A 720-nucleotide genomic window follows, 5' to 3' on the forward strand; every position below is an offset into this window, starting at 1 on the left:
ACGTCTACAAAGACGCCGGTCAGGTCAAAGTAAGTGTCACCGGCACCACCGGTGGCGATTTCGAGAATCTGGCCGTTAATCCAGCCGAAGCCGTCACCAACGTCAGCGATACGATCGATACGTCGACAGTGACCCTCACTGCCAATGCCTCGGTCGTGGAAGGTGGCGTGGTCACCTATACCGCCTCGGTGTCGGCACCGGTCACCGGTTCGCCACTGGTCGTGACTTTGGCCAACGGTCAGAGCATTACCATCGGCGTGGGCGAGTCGTCCGGCTCGGTCGATTTCACCGCACCGAACAACGTCTACAACACTAACGCTCCGCTGACCAACAGCATCACCAAGGTCGAAGGCGGCAACTACGAGCAGCTCGAAACCGCAGGTAACCCGACCACTACCGTCACCGACGGTCCAGACACCCAGGCCACCACGGACCTGGTGCTGAGTGCCACCGGCGATGTCGCTGAAGGCGGCCAGATCGTCTACACCGCCACGCTGAGCAACCCAGCGGGTACGGCGATGACCGTGACCCTGAGCAACGGCGCGACCATCAACATCGCCGCCGGTCAGACCTCTGGCCAGGTGACGGTCGCGGCGCCGGCCGATGACGTCTACAAAGACGCCGGTCAGGTCAAAGTAAGTGTCACCGGCACCACCGGTGGCGATTTCGAGAATCTGGCCGTTAATCCAGCCGAAGCCGTCACCAACGTCAGCGATACGA

At 61.5% G+C, this 720-nt stretch carries 1 protein-coding gene; it reads left to right on the forward strand.

The window, feature by feature from the left end:
- On the forward strand, positions 1–720 hold a 720-nt coding region (locus ABEH27_RS25690), incomplete at both ends, for an immunoglobulin-like domain-containing protein (protein WP_346616250.1).

Source organism: Pseudomonas sp. P39-UII1, from assembly GCF_039672635.1.
In the GTDB taxonomy this organism is placed as follows: Bacteria; Pseudomonadota; Gammaproteobacteria; order Pseudomonadales; family Pseudomonadaceae; genus Aquipseudomonas.